The organism is Kitasatospora sp. NPDC032121 (assembly GCF_055580145.1).
Genome location: NZ_JBVILX010000007.1, coordinates 311,915 through 330,072, shown reverse-complemented (window position 1 = coordinate 330,072; position 18,158 = coordinate 311,915). Strand labels below are relative to the sequence as shown.

At 72.2% G+C, this 18,158-nt stretch carries 18 protein-coding genes and 2 pseudogenes; 8 read left to right on the top strand and 12 right to left on the bottom strand.

The window, feature by feature from the left end:
- Positions 1-76: 76 nt before the first annotated feature.
- On the top strand, positions 77-1,066 hold the full coding sequence (locus tag ACZ5OX_RS20870; protein ID WP_465631825.1) for an alpha/beta fold hydrolase: 990 nt from the start codon (positions 77-79) through the stop codon (positions 1,064-1,066).
- A 53-nt stretch (positions 1,067-1,119) separates the two neighbouring features.
- Here ACZ5OX_RS20870 and ACZ5OX_RS20865 read toward each other — a convergent pair whose 3' ends face one another.
- The 5 genes and pseudogenes from ACZ5OX_RS20865 to ACZ5OX_RS20845 form a co-directional block, all read right to left on the bottom strand.
- Positions 1,120-1,674: a GNAT family N-acetyltransferase gene (locus tag ACZ5OX_RS20865; RefSeq protein ID WP_465631824.1), complete on the bottom strand. Its 555-nt coding sequence runs from the start codon at positions 1,672-1,674 to the stop codon at positions 1,120-1,122.
- Positions 1,675-1,877: 203 nt separating this feature from the next.
- Positions 1,878-2,312, bottom strand: coding sequence for an NUDIX domain-containing protein (locus ACZ5OX_RS20860; protein ID WP_465631822.1), 435 nt, complete (start codon positions 2,310-2,312; stop codon positions 1,878-1,880).
- Positions 2,309-3,148 (bottom strand): annotated as a pseudogene (locus tag ACZ5OX_RS20855) (DegT/DnrJ/EryC1/StrS family aminotransferase); the annotation flags it as partial. The gene ACZ5OX_RS20860 and the pseudogene ACZ5OX_RS20855, both read right to left, overlap by 4 nt.
- Positions 3,149-3,215: 67 nt before the next feature.
- A pseudogene (locus ACZ5OX_RS20850) lies at positions 3,216-3,563 on the bottom strand (aminotransferase class I/II-fold pyridoxal phosphate-dependent enzyme); the annotation flags it as partial.
- Positions 3,560-4,552 carry a Gfo/Idh/MocA family protein gene (locus tag ACZ5OX_RS20845; RefSeq protein WP_465631820.1) on the bottom strand — a complete coding sequence of 331 codons (993 nt, stop codon included), beginning with the start codon at positions 4,550-4,552 and terminating at the stop codon, positions 3,560-3,562. The gene ACZ5OX_RS20845 and the pseudogene ACZ5OX_RS20850, both read right to left, overlap by 4 nt.
- 275 nt (positions 4,553-4,827) lie before the next feature.
- Between ACZ5OX_RS20845 and ACZ5OX_RS20840 the strand changes: the two genes are divergently transcribed.
- From ACZ5OX_RS20840 to ACZ5OX_RS20830, 3 genes are all read left to right on the top strand, one after another.
- On the top strand, positions 4,828-5,328 hold the full coding sequence (locus ACZ5OX_RS20840; protein ID WP_465631818.1) for a hypothetical protein: 501 nt from the start codon (positions 4,828-4,830) through the stop codon (positions 5,326-5,328).
- A 220-nt stretch (positions 5,329-5,548) separates the two neighbouring features.
- On the top strand, positions 5,549-6,034 hold the full coding sequence (locus ACZ5OX_RS20835; RefSeq protein WP_465631817.1) for an NUDIX domain-containing protein: 486 nt from the start codon (positions 5,549-5,551) through the stop codon (positions 6,032-6,034).
- Entirely contained in the window at positions 6,031-6,255 is a 225-nt protein-coding gene (locus tag ACZ5OX_RS20830) for a hypothetical protein (RefSeq protein WP_465631815.1), read from the top strand. The genes ACZ5OX_RS20835 and ACZ5OX_RS20830 overlap by 4 nt, the downstream gene beginning before the upstream one ends.
- Positions 6,256-6,310: 55 nt before the next feature.
- Here ACZ5OX_RS20830 and ACZ5OX_RS20825 read toward each other — a convergent pair whose 3' ends face one another.
- Positions 6,311-6,439: a hypothetical protein gene (locus ACZ5OX_RS20825; protein WP_465631813.1), complete on the bottom strand. Its 129-nt coding sequence runs from the start codon at positions 6,437-6,439 to the stop codon at positions 6,311-6,313.
- 189 nt (positions 6,440-6,628) lie between these two features.
- The gene (locus ACZ5OX_RS20820) at positions 6,629-7,429 is read right to left on the bottom strand and encodes an ADP-ribosyltransferase (RefSeq protein WP_465631811.1); all 801 of its coding nucleotides are present in this window, start codon (positions 7,427-7,429) and stop codon (positions 6,629-6,631) included.
- Positions 7,430-7,585: 156 nt separating this feature from the next.
- Between ACZ5OX_RS20820 and ACZ5OX_RS20815 the strand changes: the two genes are divergently transcribed.
- Positions 7,586-8,323, top strand: coding sequence for a hypothetical protein (locus tag ACZ5OX_RS20815; protein WP_465631809.1), 738 nt, complete (start codon positions 7,586-7,588; stop codon positions 8,321-8,323).
- Positions 8,320-9,615 (top strand): nucleotidyl transferase AbiEii/AbiGii toxin family protein, encoded by a 1,296-nt coding sequence (locus ACZ5OX_RS20810; protein WP_465631808.1) that lies wholly within the window; start codon positions 8,320-8,322, stop codon positions 9,613-9,615. The genes ACZ5OX_RS20815 and ACZ5OX_RS20810 overlap by 4 nt, the downstream gene beginning before the upstream one ends.
- A gap of 88 nt (positions 9,616-9,703) precedes the next feature.
- Here the strand turns inward: ACZ5OX_RS20810 and ACZ5OX_RS20805 are convergent, their stop codons facing one another.
- Positions 9,704-11,692, bottom strand: coding sequence for an ABC transporter ATP-binding protein (locus ACZ5OX_RS20805; protein WP_465631806.1), 1,989 nt, complete (start codon positions 11,690-11,692; stop codon positions 9,704-9,706).
- 595 nt (positions 11,693-12,287) lie between these two features.
- Entirely contained in the window at positions 12,288-13,475 is a 1,188-nt protein-coding gene (locus ACZ5OX_RS20800) for a cytochrome P450 (RefSeq protein WP_465631897.1), read from the bottom strand.
- A gap of 279 nt (positions 13,476-13,754) precedes the next feature.
- On the opposite strand from ACZ5OX_RS20800, the gene ACZ5OX_RS20795 reads away from it, so the two are divergent.
- Complete coding sequence (locus tag ACZ5OX_RS20795) at positions 13,755-14,330, top strand: helix-turn-helix domain-containing protein (RefSeq protein WP_392877441.1); 576 nt, start codon at positions 13,755-13,757, stop codon at positions 14,328-14,330.
- Between the two features lie 82 nt (positions 14,331-14,412).
- Here the strand turns inward: ACZ5OX_RS20795 and ACZ5OX_RS20790 are convergent, their stop codons facing one another.
- The 3 genes from ACZ5OX_RS20790 to ACZ5OX_RS20780 form a co-directional block, all read right to left on the bottom strand.
- On the bottom strand, positions 14,413-15,348 hold the full coding sequence (locus ACZ5OX_RS20790; RefSeq protein ID WP_465631803.1) for a dihydrodipicolinate synthase family protein: 936 nt from the start codon (positions 15,346-15,348) through the stop codon (positions 14,413-14,415).
- A gap of 1 nt (position 15,349) precedes the next feature.
- On the bottom strand, positions 15,350-16,150 hold the full coding sequence (locus ACZ5OX_RS20785; RefSeq protein ID WP_465631802.1) for an aldolase: 801 nt from the start codon (positions 16,148-16,150) through the stop codon (positions 15,350-15,352).
- Positions 16,151-16,426: 276 nt separating this feature from the next.
- Positions 16,427-16,903, bottom strand: a complete 477-nt coding sequence (locus ACZ5OX_RS20780; RefSeq protein WP_465631800.1) for a hypothetical protein — start codon at positions 16,901-16,903, stop codon at positions 16,427-16,429.
- Positions 16,904-17,158: 255 nt separating this feature from the next.
- Between ACZ5OX_RS20780 and ACZ5OX_RS20775 the strand changes: the two genes are divergently transcribed.
- On the top strand, positions 17,159-18,025 hold the full coding sequence (locus tag ACZ5OX_RS20775) for an SAM-dependent methyltransferase (protein WP_465631798.1): 867 nt from the start codon (positions 17,159-17,161) through the stop codon (positions 18,023-18,025).
- Positions 18,026-18,158: the final 133 nt, after the last annotated feature.

Below are 18,158 nucleotides of genomic sequence, written 5' to 3'. Positions count from 1 at the left end.
CTGATCGCGTCGGGTGGGCTTCGCGCCGCATGATCGACGGGTAGCCGCGCCTGCCCGCGAACCGAGGAGAAGCCCCATGCCATCCGAACCGAACGCCGCGCTCCGCCACCGCACCGTCGAGGCCCCGGCCGGACGCCTGCACCTGGTCGAGCAGGGCACCGGCCCGCTCGTCCTGCTCGTGCACGGCTTCCCGGAGTCCTGGTACTCCTGGCGTCGCCAGCTCCCGGCCCTCGCCGCGGCCGGGTACCGAGCGGTGGCGATCGACGTGCGGGGCTACGGCCGTTCCTCCAAGCCGGAGGCGACAGCTGCCTACCGGATGCTCGACCTGGTGGAGGACAACGTCGCCGTCGTGCGCGCCCTCGGCGAGGAGAACGCGGTGGTCGTCGGCCACGACTGGGGCTCCAACATCGCCTCCGCCTCCGCCCTGCTCCACCCCGACGTCTTCCGCGCCGTCGGCCTGCTGAGCGTCCCCTACGCGCCGCCCGGCGGCCCCCGCCCCAGCGGCATCTTCGACCGGATCGGCGGCCCCGAGCAGGAGTTCTACGTCTCCTACTTCCAGGAGCCCGGCCGCGCCGAGGCGGAGATCGAGCCCGATGTCCGGGGCTGGCTCGCGGGCTTCTACGCGGCCCTGTCCGCCGACACCATGCCTGCCCAAGGGGAGCCCGACCCCCACTTCGTCGCCCGCGGCGGTGGCCGACTGCGCGACCGCTTCCCCACCGGGGTCCTCCCGGCCTGGCTGGGCAAGGACGACCTCGACGTCTACGCCGGGGAGTTCGAGCGCACCGGCCTGACCGGCGCGCTCAACCGCTACCGCAACATGGACCGCGACTGGGAAGACCTCGCCCCCTACCGCGGAGCCCCGATCGAACAGCCCGCCTTGTTCATCGGCGGAGCACTGGACGCCTCCACCACCTGGATGGCCGACGCCATCGACGCCCACCCCACCACTCTTCCCGCCCTGTCCGCCTCCCACCTCCTGGAGGGCTGCGGCCACTGGGTCCAGCAGGAACGACCGGACGAAGTCAACAGCCTGCTGACCGACTGGCTCGCCACCGTCAAGGGCTGAACCAGGCGACGCCGATGTGACAACCAGTGGCCTCTACTCGGAACGTTGGACGGCTATCGCGGTTCGTGACCGTCAGGCAGATTCGTGGCGAAGATCCAGTCGAAGCCGTCGTAGCCAGGTCCGTCAAGATGTGCTGCTCGACTCAGGCCGACACGAAGCGCCACGCGCTGGGAAGCGATGTTGGCCGGACGAACTCGGGCGATCAGTGGCAGGTCCGGAACCTGCTGAGCTGCCCAAGCGACAACGGCCGCCGCAGCCTCACCGGCCAGGCCTTGGCCCCAAGTAGAGGCGTCGAAGCGGTAGAAGAGATTGAGGATCTCCATCCCCGCCAGGTTCATTGGTTTTACTCCGCAGAAGCCCAGTTGGCGAGGTGCTTCATGATGTCGGACGACCCAGTATCCGTAGCCGAAGCGTTGCCACTGGTCATTCCAGCGTTGGTAGAGCTCCTGGGCTTCGTGATGCTGAGCAAGCGCATCTGAGGGGTTGTGGACACAGGTGGCGGGATCGTTGTGGATCGCGAAGATGGCGTCGATGTCGACCGCGGTCGGGCGCCGCAAAGACAGTCGAACGGTCGTCAGCTCTTCGCCGGCCGGGTGCTGATCGCTCATGTGGAGATCGTATGGCTGGCGTCAGGCGGCGCGGCGCGCGAAGGAGCTGCCTGGCCTTGCCTTTGCAGGGCCGGAGGTTGAGCGGGCTGAACTCGTCTACACAGACGACCCGGCCGTCGGCGGGCACGCTTCCGCAGAACGGCCCGCTCCTCGAAGCGTCGAGGAGCGGGCCGTTCTGCGGAGCCGGGCGGGGAAGGACCTGCTCAGGAGGCAATCAGGCGGCGGACCGCGTCGCTGACTTCAGGGAGGCCGGTGGGCAAGGCCCACTGGTGGGCATCGTGTTCGGTGAGAACGATCGGTCCGGTCTTCTCCACGGTGACGGCGAAGTTGAACTGGCGGGTGATTTCGCCGCGGCTGTTCTGGTAGTCGAAGTGCCCGATGTATCCGGTGACCTGGTCGATGGTCAGGCCGGTCTCCTCGGCGGTCTCCCGGTGCAGGGCATCCAGGATGGTCTCGCCGGCCTCGACCGTTCCGGAGGGGATCTCCCACATCCCGCCCATGTAGTCGTCAGGATTGCGTCGCACGAGCAACACCCGGCCATCGTGGTTGATCACTGCGGCGGCGACGAAGCCGGTGATGCCGGCGGCTTCGGCGTCGGCCGCCAGGCCGGCCACGAACTCGGCGGAGGTGACGGTCAAAGCAGCTCCTTGTGGTGGTCGCTGATCTTGATGGCCGCGCGGACGTACTGCTCGGCCACTTCCAGATCCTGCTCACGATGCCAGACCGGGAGCTTGATCGTGTGCGCGTGCGCATGCTCGGCGACCGGGAAGTCCCCGGCCTGGTACCGGCGGTGGGAGTTCGGGTGGCCGGGGAACAGCATGCTGGGCTGCTGGTACAGCGGCAGCTGGTTCATGGGGCAGGTGGAGCCGGGCCTGTCGAACTCGGCGGCGCCCTCGGCGATCAACGCCTGGTGGAACCTCTCGATCGGCAGCCCGCCCAGTTCGTCGGGCCGGTAGGTGAGCGTCAACCCGTACCAGGACGGGATCACCCCCTCGGACATCTCAGTGACCTCCAGACCGGGTATCCGGCCGAACCGGCCAGTGAGGTACCGGGCGATCTCCGCTCGGCCGGCGAGGTAGCCGTCGAGGCGGGCGAGCTGGTCGTGGGCGATGGCGGCGGCGAGGGGGTGGATGCGGAGCTTGGGACCGGCACCGGTGACCGCGAACCGCGCGAGCGGATGGCCTTCCGGGATCTCGGTCTTGGCCCGCTTGTTGTAGTGCGCGAGCGTGATGACCCGGTGGTAGGAGTCGTCGTCGTCCGTGAGGACGAAGCCGCCCTCGCCGCCGGACAGCGGCTTGGGGCCGTTGAGGGAGAAGGCCGAGGCGAGCCCGAATGTGCCGACCTTCTGCCCGTTGACGCCGGCGCCGTGGGCGTGGGAGCCGTCCTCCAGCACGAGCAGGTTGTGGGCGTTCGCCACGGCGACGAGGTCGGTCATGTCGGCGGGCTTGCCCCACAGGTGGGTGACCATGACCGCACGGGTGCGGGGGGGTGATCAGCTCCTCGATCCGGTTCGGGTCGATGTTGCCGTCCGGCCTGGTCTCGCACAACACCGGCACCGCGCGGAGGTGGAACACCGGGGAGGCGGTGGCGTGGAAGGTCCAGGCCGGGACGATCACCTCGTCGCCGGGCTTGATCCTCGCCGCCCAGTAGGTGGCGTGAAGGGCGGCGGTGCCGGAGCTGGTGGTGACCGCGTGCCGGACGCCGAAGTAGTCCTGCAGGCCGTCCTCCAGCTCGGCGACGATGCCGGACCGGCCGGGGATGGAGATCGCCTCGTCCAGTTGGGCGGCGACCTTGGCACGAGTGGTGCCGTCGATCGGCGGCCAGGTGAAGTGCGGGCCGACGGCGCTGACGGCGGGCTTGCCGCCGAGCAGGGCGAGGGTGGACGTCACAGCGTCTCCTTCGGGTCGATGTAGCGCCCCGCGGCCTTGGACTGGTAGCAGGAGGCGATGAACGCGGCGTGCGCGAGGTGCTGGTCGGGGCCGGAGGTGTTGGGGCGTTCGCCGTCCAGGACCCGGCAGAAGTAGTCGATCTGCGCGGTCGCGGCCGAGGCCGGGGCGTGGGGGCGGGTCAGCTCCTCCACCACGGCGCCGTGCAGGTCGAGGCGCTGGACCGTGCCCTTGGTCAGCAGCACCGAGCCGCGGGTGCCGACGACGTGCAGGCGCTCGGTCTTGGGTGCCACCCACCTGGACAGCAGTACCGAGCCGTACAGGTCGGTGTCGTAGCCGAGCTGGATGACGGCGGCGTCCTCCGCGTCGTAACCGCCACCCGGGACGGCGGTGGTGGAGAAGTCGGCGATGACCCGGTTCGGAAGGCCGAAGTACCACAGCAGCAGGTCGATGAGGTGGTAGCCCATGTCGATGATGCAGCCGCCGCCGGCCTGTCGGATGTCACCGCGCCAGCCGCTGCCGGGGTCGTCGGTGTGGAAGGTGTACTGGCCGTCGATCAGGAACGGGGTGCCGATCTGGTCCAACAAACCGGCGACGCTCGCGTGGATCGGGTTGAACCGCCGCTGGAGGGTGACCATCAGCTCGATCTGCCCTGCCTGGCAAACCTGGGCGAGGTCCCGGGCCTCCCACACGGATGTGGCGAACGGCTTCTCCTTGAGGACGTGGACGCCTCGGGCGGCGCACTCCTGGACGACCTCTCGGCCGGCGTGGTGCGGAACGGCGACGACCACGAAGTCCGGGGCCACGGCGTCCAGCAGCTCACCGGCGCGGGCGAATCCCGGGACCTGGAGCTGTTCCTGCCGCTGCCGCAGGATGTCGGGGTTGCTGTCGCAGATCGCGACGAGCTCGGCCCTGCTGGAGGCGAGCAGGCCGGGCAGGTGGTCTTCGATCGCCTGGTGGCCGAGGCCGATGACCGCAGCACGTCGTTTCATGGGCTGACTCCTTCCGCTTCGTGAAGGAACTTGTCGATGCGTGTCGAGTACAGCGCCAACTCCGCTTCCCTGGACAGGCATTGTCTGTAGTCCCGGGGTTGTCCCGCGCTCGCGCGCAGTACGCTGCCTGTCACCGTCGATGATGGAATTGGCCCCGTGGACGACCCGATCCGGCACCCCCTCGCCTACGCCCGTGAACTGCGCGGGTGGTCACAGAGCGACCTCGTCGTGTTCCTCGACCGGGCCGCCCGCAAGCACGGACTCCGCTCCGGCGCGTGTCCGGGACCAAGCACCCCACCGCCCGGTCGCTGCTGTTCCTCCGGCGGGCCAGGGCCTACGCGGCGCTCGGCGAGCGCTCGGCGTGCTACCGCGACCTGTCCGACGCCGAGACCGCACTGTCGATGCGGGCTACCGACCCCGCGCCAGGCTGGTGCGCATGGATGAGCCCTGCGGACCTCGCGGTCGACTCCGGCCAGTGCCTGCTCGATCTCGGCCGGGCCGACGAGGCGCACGCCAGGATGGCCGAGGGACTGGCCCTCTTACCCAGGACTCGGGACAAGACGCGCGGCATCTTCCTGACCTACAAGGCCAAGGGCTTCCTGCAATCCAACGACGTCGAGCAGGCTCTCGCTGTCACCACCGAATCCCTCGATCTGGCCACCCGCATCGGCGCCGAGCGGTGCGTCACCCTGGTCCGCGAACTCGCGCCGGCCTTCAAGCCGTACCGCCAGGTTGACGGTGTCGCCGACCTGATCGAGCGCGTCCGAGTTGCGTGACAGACGCTCAGATCAGAGCCGCGGTGATCAGCAGCCCGGCAAGGACGGTCCGAGCCGCCGCTGCCAGGCTGCCAAGCGCCACGCCCGAGGCAACCCGCTCTCCACCGTCGGCCGGCCGACACCACCGCGGCCGCCCGTCAACACCGCCCCGGACCGGTCGGACTGCCCCGCATCGACCGCCTGAAGCACCCGTCCGCTCAGCCGACCTGGAGGTAGCGCCGTGGAGAGCCTTCACCAAGCCGTCGCCGTGATCGCCCACGACCGGGAGCGGAGCCGGATCGCGACGGTCCACTACGCCGCGCACGGCTGGAGCACGACGCCGGTGTGGACGATCCCCGGCGGCAAGGTCGAGGTCGGTGAGCGCCTCGACGAGGCCGCCGCCCGCGAGCTGCGGGAGGAGACCGGGCTGCTCGTCGAGGCCGAGGAGCTGCGGCTCGTGCACACGGTCCAGGTCGCCGACGGCTGGGACGGCCGGGGCCCGTTCCTGCTGTCGGTCTTCCTCGCCACCGCGTGGCGCGGCGAGCTGGCGAACACCGAGCCGGACAAGCACCTCGACGTGGTCTGGTCCCCCGCCGACCGGCTGCCGCTGCCGATGTTCCCGACGGCCCACGCCGCCCTCACCGACCACCTGTCCGGCGGAAGGGGCTTCTCCACCCACGGCTGGGGCGACGGGCACTTCGACCCGCGCTCGCTGATCGGCGCGTGACGGCGGTGGGCCGGCACCGCCGACCGCCCGACCCCCGCCTCCCGACCGACGCCGACGCCCTGCTACGTGCCATCGCCGAGGGGCGGCCCGTCGTGGAGGAGGGTGTGGTCGTCTTTCCGGGCGGCACCGTTCCGTACGGCTACCGCACCGTGCACCGGCCGGACGGCGCGACCGACCGTCACCTCGTCCGTCTGGACTCCACGCCGCCGCCCTCCCCCTGATCGCCCACGGAGGCGGGGCCCGCGGGAGCGATCCGCGGGCCCCACCTCCGGTCCGTCACTTGACGTGACAGCAGTGCTTGTCGGGCTTGACGGTGATGGGGCCGGTGGCGGTGTGGGCGGCGGCACCGCCGCCTCCGTCGACCACCAGCGGGGAGTCGCCCGCGCTGACGCTGGAAGCCCCCACCCCCCGCCCGGGCCTTCCGCCCGGAAACCGGTGATCGAGATGCCGCCGCCCGGAGCGCCGCCGTCGAACCCGCCGGCACCTCCCGTTCAGTGGCGGGGCGTGGCGGCCGAACGGACCGCCACGACCACTCCGAAAGCGGCACGCCACGCGCCGTCGCCGGACCGGTGGACACCTCCGGGCACCCTGCGGTCAGTGCAGCCAGGGCTGGTAGTTCGGGTTGTCCACGCAGCCGGACTCGACCAGCGAGGCGGTGGCCCGGTCGACCGGGCAAGCCCGGCGGATGAAGTGCCGGTCCACGCCGCCGGGGAACGCGACCTCCACCTGGTCGGCGTACTGGTGCTGGTCACCGATGGTCTCGTTGACGACGATGCCGCCGGGGGCGTCGATGAAGTAGTCCCAGGGCACCTTCTTCCACTTCTTGTAGAGCGCGGCGTCGTAGGTGGTGCTGACGAACGGCGAGGGCTGGTTCTGCAGGACGTAACTGGTGATGTCGTACTGGCCGTTGACGGTGTCCTTCGCGGCGAAGCCCTGCTCGAAGATGACGGACGGATCGCGGCCGTCGGAGCGGAAGAGCGGGTGGCAGTCCTTGCGCCAGTGCGGTGCGGGGGTGATGCGGGGTACGTCCACCTGGCGGTCCACGGCGGCGTAGAGCGGGTCCGGGCCTTCCGGGATGCTCCGGAGGCTGCCGGGCGGGAGGGTGAGGGCCGGCCGGGTGGCGCAGTCGTCGGCGCGCAGTTCGGCCTCGTCGGCGAAGTCGATCCGGCGGCCGTCCAGGACGATGGCGACGGCCTTGGCTCCGAGTTCGCGGACGATGAGGCCGTCGCACTGGGGGCCGCTCCAGAGCGCCTTCCCGCTGGGGTCGAGGCAGCGGAACGGCGTGGCACCGGCGGTGGCCGCGGGGGCCGCGACGGCGAGGCTCCCGGGGGTGAGGACGACGGCACAGGCGAGGGCAACTGCGCTGGTGGCAGTGCGAATTCGAATGTTGATCACAACCGCTACCCTGGCCGCCACGCGCCCCGCAGGCATCGCAACCCACCGGATCGAGGGCGTGTCCGCGCTTCCGGTTGACGCTCTCGCCCCGCCCGCGTCCGCCGTGGAGCGGCTCCGCGCACCCGGGCGCGTGCCCCGTTGTCAGAGGCGCTTGGCATGATGATCACCATGCTCGCCACCCGTCCTGACCAGTGCCGTGACACCCCGCCCGCACCTCCCGACGTCCGGGGTGACTTCGAGGTGCACCTGACCGTCGAACCCGGCGCCGCCGAGGCGCTGGCCGCCTGGGCCGAGCGCCACGGTGTGAAGTTCACCCAGATCCTGCTGGCGCGCGGCGCGGCGCCGTCGCAGCCGATGCTCACCCTGCGCGCCGGCGGCACGCTGGCGGAGGTCGCCACGGAGACCGCCAGGACCGGCGGCCGACTGGCACGGGCCGGGTTCACCGTCCTGCGGGCGAAGATCGAGGCCACGCCGTGGGCCCAGGGCGTCCCGGCCTCGGACGAGGACGCCGCGGCGCACGGGCCCGGCCGGTACTTCGAGCACCACGTCAAACTGCTGCTCCCGGGCCCGGTTCCCGCCTCGGACCCGGCCCGCCTCACCGCCCTCACCGAGCTGGCCGTCCGGCACGGCGCGCACCTGTCGCGCAATCCGCGCCGGGTGCGCGAGGACGGCCGCTGCGAGTGGTTCGTGACCCAGCGCTGCCGACTGGTCGGTCTGGGCACCGCGGGCCGCCGGCTGGAGGCACTGCTGCACGACCTCGCCGCCGACGGCCACGAAGTGGTGTCGGCGGAACGCGAGTTCGTCGTCGTGGACAGCGACGAGGCGCTGGACGCGGGGTGGATCACCGAGCACGGACACGGCACCGGGCCGTACGGAGAAGGAGAGTCGATATGACCGAGAACCAGTCCCAGTCGCCGGTGGCGTGGGAGAAGCTGCAGTACGGGCCGTGGGAGGGCCTCCGGCTGCCCGGGCAGCCGCCGTCGGAGGACGTCCGCGAGGAGCAGGACCTCCCCAGGAGCCTGCGGCCGATCGACGACGAGTCGGTGAGCCAGCAACCGGTCTTCGATCCCGCACTCGCCGGGTACGTCCGGGCCCTTCGCCCCAGCGAGCCCGCCTTCGCCGACCCGCAGCTCGCCGAGCGCTGGTCCGCGGCGCGGCGCGAGGCGCTGAACACCGCGCTGTCCGCCGTCGCCGCGTCGCCGTGGGCCGAGCACCTGGTGCTGCGCGGCAGCGTCCTGCTCCGGGCCTGGTACGGCGAGCAGGCGCGGGAGCCCGGCGACCTGGACTTCGTGGTCCGCCCGACGGACTGGGAGCTGGAGGACGAGCGCACCGACCGCATGCTCCAGGAGCTCGCGGCCGGCGCCGAGCGGCTCTCGGGCACGGTCCGGCTGCACGCCGACCAGGCGCTCAGCGACGAGATCTGGACGTACAGCAGGATCCCCGGCCGCCGGCTCGTCCTGCCGTGGACGGCGCCGGGCGTCCCCGGCGGGACGGTCCAGCTCGACTTCGTCTTCACCGAGCACCTGCCCGTCCCGCCGCAGTCCTACCGGCTCCCCGGCGTCACCGGCCCGCTGTTCGGGGCCACGCCCCAGCTCTCCCTCGCCTGGAAGATCCTCTGGCTGGTCTCGGACAACCACCCGCAGGGCAAGGACCTCTACGACGCGCTCCTGCTCTCGCGAACCGCCGAGGTCCCCTACGACCTGCTGCGGCAGGTCTTCACCCAGTCCGACGAGAGCTGGTCGCGCTGGCCGGTCCTCCCCAGGTCGATCGCCGGACTCGACGTCGACTGGGACGAGTTCGCCAAGGACTACCCGCGGTTCGCCGAGCCCGTCGAGGAGTACCCGGGCCGGCTGCTGACCGCCCTCCGGCCGACCTTCGCGGGCCTCGGCGAGTACGCACTGCGCGCCCGGTGGCTGGCCCCGGTGACGGAGGAACTGCGGACGATGCTGGCCGTCGAGGGCATGGACAAGGTGCAGCACTGGATGACCCGGCACCACCTGTTCTCGGACAACGGCCTGGTGATCACCCGCGAACTGCTCGACGGCGACCTCGACGCCGCCCGCCGCGCCGTCGCCGACCACCTCGCCGACCAGCAGGGCCGGTCGACGGCCCCTCTGGAGGAGGCCGCCGCCCGCTACGCCGCCGAACTGGCCGACGGCCGCCGCACCGCCGACGACCCGTCCTGACGGGGACGTCGGCCCGCGATCGTTCCTGTGGTCGAGGTCCTGGCCTCGACCACAGGAACCGAACGCCGAACCCCGAACAGCGGTCGTCCTACCCGCCGCTCCCCTCGCCCTCCCGGACCGGCACGGTCCGCCGGCCCGGCCGAGTCCGCTGATCCGGCACGGTCCGCTGATCCGGCCGGGTCCGCTGCGCGGGGAGGCCGGTGCGCTCGTTCTGCAGGTCCCACAGTTCCCTGAAGCGGCCTCCCTCCTCGGCCACCAGCTCGGCGAAGGTGCCCTCCTGGAGGACCTTTCCGTTCTCGAGGACCACGATCCGGTCGGCGACGGCCACGTTGGTGAGCCGGTGGGTGACCAGGACGACCGCCCGTTCCCGCGCGACCGCCCGCAGGTTCTGGAAGATCCGGTGCTCGGCGCGCGGGTCGAGGGCGGCGGTCGGCTCGTCCAGGACGAGCAGCCCGGCCTCGCGGTGGAACGCCCGCGCGATGGCCAGGCGCTGCCACTGGCCGCCGGACAGCTCCTCGCCGCCCATCCACTCCACCGCCAGCAGGGTGGACAGGCCCCGGCGGAGCCTGGCGACGACGTCGGCCGCCCCGGAGGCGTCCGCGGCGCGCAGCACCGCCGCGTCACCCTCGGCGGTGGGCTGGCCCAGTGTGATGTTCTCGCGGCAGGTCAGCGGCCAGCGCGCGTAGTCCTGCGGGGCGACGGCGACCTGCCGCCACAGGGAGTGTGGATCGAGGTCCCGGGTGTCGCGCCCGTCCCAGCGCACCGTGCCGGCGTCGGGCAGGTAGAGCCCTGACAGGAGCTTGGCGAGGGTGGTCTTGCCCGATCCGTTCTCCCCCACCAGGGCCAGGATCTCCCCCCGCTCGACGTGGAGGTTCACCCCGTCCAGCACCTTGCGGTCGGAGGCGGGGTAGGCGTAGTCGAGGTTCTCCACCGCGATCCGGCGCGGTGCCCCGGTGGTGTCGGTGCCGCGTTCGAGCCGGTGTCCGCCGGCGGTGTCGAGGAAGCTCGACCAGTCGTCCAGGTACATGCCGGTGCGGAAGAGGTCCGCGCCGTAGCCGACGATGCCCCGCAGGCTGGTGCCGACGGCCGTCAGGGCGAACACGGCCGCCCCGCCGCGCGGCAGGCTCATCCGGCCGGTGCTCACCAGCCACAGCATCGCCGCCCACACCACCGCGCCACCGAGGCCGGAGGCGGCGGCACCGATCACCGACACCCGGGCGCTCTGCATCGCCGCCCGCCGCGAGCTGGCGTCCAGCCGCCGGCCGACCTGGTCGTACTTGGCGAGGAGGAACTCGCCCATGGTGTCGGAACGGACCTGGTCGGCGTTGCGCTTGACGTGGATGTACCAGCGCAGGTTGGCCATGATCCGGCGGTCGCCGATGGTGGCCCGGTTCGCCAGGAACTGCACCCGGGCGGCGTGCACCGACGCGATGCCCTGGGGCAGTGCCGCGAGCACCAGCAGCGGCAGGAGGGCGGGGTGGAGCACGGTCAGCACGCCGGCCGCGCCGAGCAGCGAGGCGAGGGAGGCTAGCAGGTTCTGCGCCTCCCCGACGATGTCCACGCAGACCTCGGCACCGCGGTCCGCGGCCTCCAGCTCGTCGTTGTAGCCGGCGTGGTCGTAGGCCGTCAGTTCGGCGGCCACGGTGGCGCGCAGCACCTCGGCCTCCGCCGCCCGGGAGATGCGCGGCGACAGGTGGATGGTGACGGTCCTGATCGTGATGCCCAGCAGGGAGCGGGCGCCGGCCGCCGCCGCGATGACGAGGATCGACGGCGCCGCGTGGGCGAGCTTGTCCTCGACCCGGCCGGGGCCGAACAGCGCCGAGATCGTGCCGGTGGTCGCGAACAGCCCGGCCGCGCCGAGCACCGCGGACACGGCCTGGCAGGTCAGGAGCAGCACGACGGCGGTCCGGTCGATGCGCCAGCCGAGGCGGAACGCGCGGACGACGAGTGCGGGCAGGCGGCGGGCCATCGCGCTGACGCTGATCGCCTCGATCGCCTCGATGCGGCGCCCGTCGGCGAGCCACCGCAGTTCCTCGTCGGCGGTGGCGGCCCCGGCCGCCGTCGTCGCGGCGCTCAAGCGGTCGCCTCCTTCCGCGGCGCGCGGGCCGCCAGGGCTTCCGGCGCGGGTGGGACGTGGATCGCGGGGGCGGGGTGACAGGCCACAGATCCTCCAGACACAGAGCGGCGCGCCGACGCGCCGGATCCGACCGAGGGGAGAACACAAGTCGGCTTTCCCAAAGCCGATTTGACGGTTTCGATGGAGTCGCCCTGTACGGGCTGACGGCGTCCGATGATGGTGCTGTTCGAATCCGGCGCTCAAGTGGATTACCTCCGGGCGAGCCCGGGTCGAACAGGGACATTTCGAGCACGCTCCGCACGCGGCCGGGGCCGTACTCCCGTCGGTCGCGCACGGGATCGGGAGGGCCCCGGAGCCCAGTGGGCAGACGGCGAGAGCCTGTTCGAGCGCCGCCTCCGGAAGGCTTCGAGGTGGTCGCGGCAGGTGAGGATGGCCCACGGCGCACAGCCGTCGCCGGATTCATCCGTTCGGCTGGTCAGCTCCCCGAGCAGGTTTCGGGCACGGGGAAACCCGGGGGCGACTCGACGCCCCCAGGCGCCCCCAGGCGCTCCCAGGCCCCCCGGTGCGCCCGGCGCAGCCCGGGCGCGCCAGGGCCTCAGAGCCAGGTGACCGGCAGGCGTTCGGGACTGCGGGTGGTCCGGCCGAGCAGCCAGGTGACCGGTTCGGCGGGGCGGGCGAGCCGGAGGCCGGGCAGGGCGGTGGCGAGGCGCTGCAGGGCCTCGCGCATCTCCAGGCGGACCCGCCAGGCGCCGAGGCAGTGGTGCGGGCCGGCGCTGAAGGCGAGGGTGGGGGCGGCGAGCGGCGCGTCGAGGTCGTCGTCGAGGCCGTCCGGGAACACCGCGCGGTCGCGGTTGGCGCTGTTGATGCTGACCGCCACGACGGCCTCGGCCGGGATCACCCGCCCGCCGAGTTCGACCGGTTCGGCGGCACGGCGGGTAGTGGTCTCGTCGTCGCCCAGCGGGATGAAGTGCAGGAGCCGTTCCGTGGCCCGTTCGGCGGTGCCCGGGTTGGCGAGGCCCGGCCAGGAGTCCCGGCGCTCGCCGAGCAGGTAGACGAGGGCGTTGCCGAGCGCCCCGGAAGCGCTGTCGTTGCCGCTGGCGAGCAGGCCGCAGACCAGCTGGACCAGCCAGGTCTCCGGGATCCCGCCGTCCTCGTCGGCGGTCCGCACGAGCCGGCTGACCAGGTCCTCGCCGCGCTCACGGCGGCGGCGGGCGATCAGGTCGGCGGCGAAGGCGGTGAACTCGGCGAGTTCGGCGGCGGTGCCGTCGCCCCGGTCCCCGGCGGCCAGGAAGGCCTCCGTCCAGCGGTGCACGGAGGCCTCGTCCGCCCCACCCGGGCCGCCCAGCCCCATCAGCCGGCTGGTCACCGCGAAGGGCACCGGCTGGGTGAAGCCGGCGACCAGATCGGCCGGCGGGCCGGCCGCCACCAGGGCGTCCACGGCGTGCTGGACGGTCTCGGCGACCCAGGGCCGCCAGGTCTCGACGGCACGCGGGGTGAACGCCCGCTGGACGGTGACCCGCAGCCGCCGGTGATCGGTCCCGTCCAGATTGAAGATCGACTCCGGGTTCCCGATCACCTCCGCGTTCGCGCCGTCGACACCGACGGCGTGCAGGTCGTCCCGGGTGAAGCGCGGATCGGTCAGGACCTGGCGGACGTCCCGGTAGCACGTCACCAGCCAGGCGGGGACCCCGTCGGCCAGCACGGTCGGGCGGGGCGGCCGGGCCGACTGGAAGGGGATCCGGTGCAGCGGCGGGAGGACAGTGCTCGTGCTGGCGGGTGTGATGACGGGGCTCCTTGCCGTGCGTGCGGACCGTGCGAGCGGGGAGGCCCCCGGCCCTTCAACTCTCCTGGCCGACAGGTCGGTACGGCACATGTCTACGGGCAGCCGCAGGCGCGGGGCCATCACCGCACCCGACTGTCACCCGTCCGTGGGGCCGCGGGCACCGGGCGATTGACCGGGCGGTTGACACGGCGGCGGAGCGCCGGCCGACGGCCCGGTCGTCGCCGGTCGGGCGACCGGACCGATAATGGACCGAACGATTCCGTGGGTGAGAGGTGACGCATGGCCAGCAGGTTGCGGGTGCTGAGGAAGCAGAACAGGCTCAGCCTGGAGGCACTCGCCGAGCAGGTCGGCGTCACCAAGAGCTACCTCTCCAAGGTCGAGCGCGGCATCAGCGACCCGTCGATCTCGACCGCGCTCAAGCTGGCCCACGCTCTCAAGGTCGACGTCGGCCGGCTCTTCTCGGACGAGGTGGAGCCCGAGCTCGTCACCGTCGTCCGGGCCGGCGAGCGCACCCCCGTCGGCACCGGGGCCGGCTCCGAGGCCTCCCGCTACGAGGGCATCGCGACCGGCCTCAGCGGCAAGCAGATGGTGCCGTTCATGATGTACCCGCCGACCGAGCCGGCGGACTCGCCCTTCAAGTCGCACACGGGCGAGGAGTTCTTCTTCGTCCACGCGGGCACCGCCGTCCTGGAGTTCCCCGAGCGGAGCGTCGAACTCGGGCCCGGGGACAGCGTGTACTTCAACTCGGCCCTGCCCCACCGCTGCCGGAGCACCGGGCCGGAGCCGGCCGAGATCCTCGTGGTCATCCACGACGACCCGGACGGCTCCTCGGACCGGGTTCCCACCCTGCCCTGACGGCCCCGGCGCCCCGTTCTCGGCGCTCAGGCCTCGACGGCCCGTTCTCGGCGCTCAGGCCGCGGCGCTCAGGCCTCGGCGCTCAGGCCTTCGCCCCGGCATCGGCCGCCAGAGCGACGCCCGCCTCCGACAGCAACGCGGCCAGCCGCGCCGTCTGCGCCTCGTCCAGCGGCAGCAGCGGGCGCCGGGGCTCGCCGACGTCCAGGCCGCACAGCGCCAGACCCGCCTTCACCGTGGTCGGCAGACCGCCGCCAACCAGGAACTGCAGTAGCGGCAGCTGCCGGTAGAACACCCGGCGGGCCGCGTCCAGGTCGGCGTCGCGCACCGCCCGGTACAGCTCGAGGGTGAGTTCGGGGATGACGCACGGTGCCGCCGTGCACCAGCCGGCCGCGCCGGCCGCGAACGCCTCCAGGGCCATCGGGTTGGACCCGTTGTAGAACGGCAGGGCGCCGTCGGACAGTTGGGCCAGCCGGTGCATCCGCTGAACGTCGCCGCTGCTCTCCTTGACCATGGTGATGTTCTCCACCTGGTCGACCAGCCGGTGCATGAGTTCCGGGCTGAGGTCGACCCCGGCGGTGGCGGGGTTGTTGTAGATCATCAGCGGGATGCCGATCGCGCCGGCGATCTCGGTGTAGTGCCGGGTGACCTCGCGCTCGTCCAGCCTCCAGTACGACAGCGGCAGCACCATCACCACGTCGGCGCCGGCCTTCTCGGCGAACCGGGCACGGCGGACGGCGCTGCGGGTGGTGAGGTCGGCGATGCCGACGACGGTGGGCACCCGGCCCGCGACGGCCGACACCGCCGCCTCGGTGACGGCGTACCACTCCTGGTCGTCGAGATAGGCGCTCTCGCCGGTGGACCCCAACGGGGCGATGGCGTGGCAGCCGGAGCCGACCAAGCGGTCGATCAGCTCGGTGAGCCGGGCGAGGTCCAGGCCGCCGTCGGCGGCGGAGAACGGGGTCACCGGGTAGGCGATGATCCCCTCGAGGGCGGTACTGGCTGAAGTGGCGATGGGCATCTCAGGAGTCCTTCCGGTTGACGAGGGCGTCGCCGTGGCCGGCCCGCAGGGCGCGGCGGGCGTAGTACGAGAAGTTCGCCTGGCCACGCTTGGGGGTGGAGGTCCAGTCGTGCGCCTCCTGGGCGAGCAGTTCGGGGATCTCCTGGATCTTCCCGGCGGCACTGGCGAGGAGCTGCAGCTTCGCGGCCCGCTCGAAGAGCAGGGCCAGCGTGCACGCCTCCTCGACGGTCCCGGTGGCGACCAGCTGGCCGTGGTGCGCGAGCAGCAGGGCGCGCTTGTCGCCGAGGGCGGCGGCGATGATCTCGCCCTCCTCGTTGCCGACCGGGATGCCGGGCCACTTCTCCAGGAACGCGCAGTCGTCGTACAGCGGGCACATGTCCATGTGCGACACGACCAGCGGGGTCTCCAGCATCGACAGCGCGGAGATGTGCAGCGGGTGGGTGTGGATGATGCAGTTGACGTCCGGGCGGGCCCGGTAGACCCAGCTGTGGAACCGGTTGGCCGGGTTGGCCATCCCGTCGCCCTCCAGGACGTTGAGGTCCTCGTCGACGAGGAGCAGGTTGTCCTCGGTGATCTCGTCGAAGCCCAGGCCCAGGCGCTGGGTGTAGTAGGTGCCCGGACGCTCGGCCCGGGCGGTGATCTGGCCGGCCAGCCCGGAGTCGTGCCCGGCGTCGAACAGGATGCGGCAGGTCAGTGCGAGCTTCTGTCGCACCGTCCAGCCGCTGTCGGGTATCGCGGCCCGCATCCGGTGATGGGCCAGGTTCACGAGGTCGGACTTGTCCGTCTGGAACGTGTCGGCCATGCCGTGGTTCTCCTTCGCTCTACGGTCGCGGCGGTCCTCAGGACGCTCGAGGGCACTCAAGGGCGCCCGAGGACGCCCTCTCGAGCGTCGAGGACACGTCCTTCACTTTAGGACACCTTGTGTCCTCGCGTCGACCGTTCACCCCCGCGACTCCCCGGACGGCCCGGCCGCGCCGTGACGGCACGCCGAAGCCCGCACGGGCGCCGAGCCGGTTCCCCGACGTCAGGGTCGGGTCGCCTCGGCGCGCCGCGCGGGCGGGTGTCGATGGGTCGGAGGTCAGCGCACGGTGACGGTGAAGACGGGCGAGGCGGCGGTTCCGCTGATGACGCGCAGCTCGTTCAGGCCCTTGATGCCGAGCTTCACGCCGAGGGAGTAGGAGCCGGTACGGGTCGTGGCAACGGACGCGGGCAGGCTGACCCACGCGCCGCGCTGCTTCTGCTGCAGGGTCACCGTGGTTCCCGCCTTGAGGCCGGTGGTCGTGCCGGTGACGCGGAACAGCTGCCACGCCTGGACGGAGCTGACCGACGGCGTGGCGCTGATGCCGGCCCCCACGGCGGCCGCCGACGGCACGGCCGGGGCGACGGCGACGGGCTGGGCGACGAGGGCGGACGGGGCGGCGGCGACGGACGGGACGGCGGGGGCGGGCTGGGAGGCCGGGGCGGCCGCCATCGCGGCGCCCGCCAGGGCGAGGGAGATGGTGCTGAGGGTGGCCACGGCGGCCAGGCGCAGGGAGTTCCGCTTGGAGACGATCACGGGTACACCTCTTTCAACGGAGGGTCCGGCCCAAGACATGAGCGGTGCGACTCGGGCGCTGTCATCCGTAGAGACGCCACGCTCCGCACTCAGGTTGTGGACGAAACGTCACCATCGTGTCACAGCAGGCGAGTTCGCGGGTCCGAATGCCGAAGGAGCGCGACGGAGAGGGACGTGAGGCGGACTTCCCGCGCGGCGCGGGCGAGTTGGCTAGAATGCGCGGGCCTGGCGTGATCACCAATGAAGGGGCGGGGAATGAGCACCGACGAGACCGTGGCGACGGCCGCCGAGTTCGGGTCCGAAGAATCGGTAGCCCTGCAGATACGTCAGGACATTCCGCACAGCGCCCGGATGTACGACTACTTCCTCGGCGGCAAGGACAACTTCGCGGTCGACCGCGAAGCCGCCGAACGCGTCCTGACCGTCTTCCCCACCATGCGCACCGCGGTCCACGCCAACCGCGCCTTCATGCACCGCGCCACCCGGGCCCTGGCCCGACGCGGCCTGCGCCAGTGGCTGGACATCGGCACCGGCATCCCCACCTCGCCGAACCTCCACGAGGTCGCCCAGGCCGTGGAGCCGTCGGCCCGCGTGGTCTACGCCGACAACGACCCCGTCGTCCTGGCCCACTCCCGCGCCCTGATGACCAGCACCCCCCAGGGCCGCACCGCGTACGTCCACGGCGACGTCCACGACCCGGCCGGCATCCTGTCCACCCCCCAGGTCGCCGAGACGCTCGACCTCACCCGGCCCGTGGTCCTCTCGATGGTGGCCCTGCTCCACTTCGTCCCCGACCTCGACGACGCCCACGCCATCGTCAAGCACCTCCTGGACCCCTTGCCCGCGGGCTCCGCGCTCGTCCTCTCCCACGCCACCGCCGAACTCGACCCGGCCGGCGCCTCCAAGGTGCAGGAGATCTACAACCAGGCCGGCACCTCCCTCCGGCTGCGCCCCAAGGCCGAGTTCGCGACCTTCTTCGACGGCCTCGACCTCCTCGGCCCCGGCATCGTCCCCGCCCACCGCTGGCACGGCGACGACACCGACACCCCCGCGGACACCCTCCCCGCCACCGTCACCGACGCTCAGGTCTCCTTCTACGCGGCCGTCGCCATCAAGCCCTGAGTGTCGTCGCGCGGTCGCGGCTGGCACGCCAACGGCCGTGGGGGGGGGGGGGGGGGGGGGGGGGGGGGGGGGGGAGGGGGGGGGGGGTGTGGGGGGGGGGGGGGGGGGGGGAAGGGGGGGGGGGGGGGGGTGT